The sequence below is a fragment of the Neobacillus fumarioli NBRC 102428 genome (genome assembly GCF_001591485.1).
GTDB classification, from domain to species: domain Bacteria; phylum Bacillota; class Bacilli; order Bacillales; family Cytobacillaceae; genus Neobacillus; species Neobacillus fumarioli.
Map to the genome: position 1 here is coordinate 1 of NZ_BCUZ01000280.1, position 521 is coordinate 521.

Below are 521 nucleotides of genomic sequence, written 5' to 3' on the forward strand. Positions count from 1 at the left end.
GAGGGTGTCCCAAAAGTATAGCTTTTAGGGACACCCATTTTTTGTGAATGGTTCTTTAACCTGGTCTGTTGATTCCGTTCCAGGCGCTTCGCTTTCCGCGGGCGTGCCGGGGAGCCTCCTCGTCGCTTACGCTCCTGCGGGGTCTCCCCTGCCCCGTACTCCCGCAGGAGTCTTCGCGCCTTCCACTCCAATCAACAGAGTGGAAAAATTAATCTTGCAACTCTGTACAAAAAAATAAAGAAAATCGTTCTTTTTTGGTATAATTTAGTCACCACAACCAATCTACCGGAAAGGAACGATTTTCTTATGTACATAAATTATACCACGACAGGACAATTAGTTCTACCAATGGATATAGAAGTTCTAATCCCCGAACATCATCTTTGCCGAATTGTGGATTTGGCAGTAGAAAAGATGAATCCAAACATCCTTCTTTCTCTTCATCCTGGTGGCGGCCGCCCGCCTTACCATCCCAAAATGATGTTAAAAATTATCCTCTATGCCTACGTCAATCGAATTTA

The 521-nt window shown here is 44.9% G+C and carries 1 protein-coding gene; it reads left to right on the forward strand.

What is annotated here, in order from left to right; all coding sequences use genetic code 11:
• Positions 1–306: 306 nt before the first annotated feature.
• On the forward strand, positions 307–521 hold a 215-nt coding region (locus tag BFU02S_RS16580; RefSeq protein WP_169797625.1), incomplete at its 3' end, for a transposase.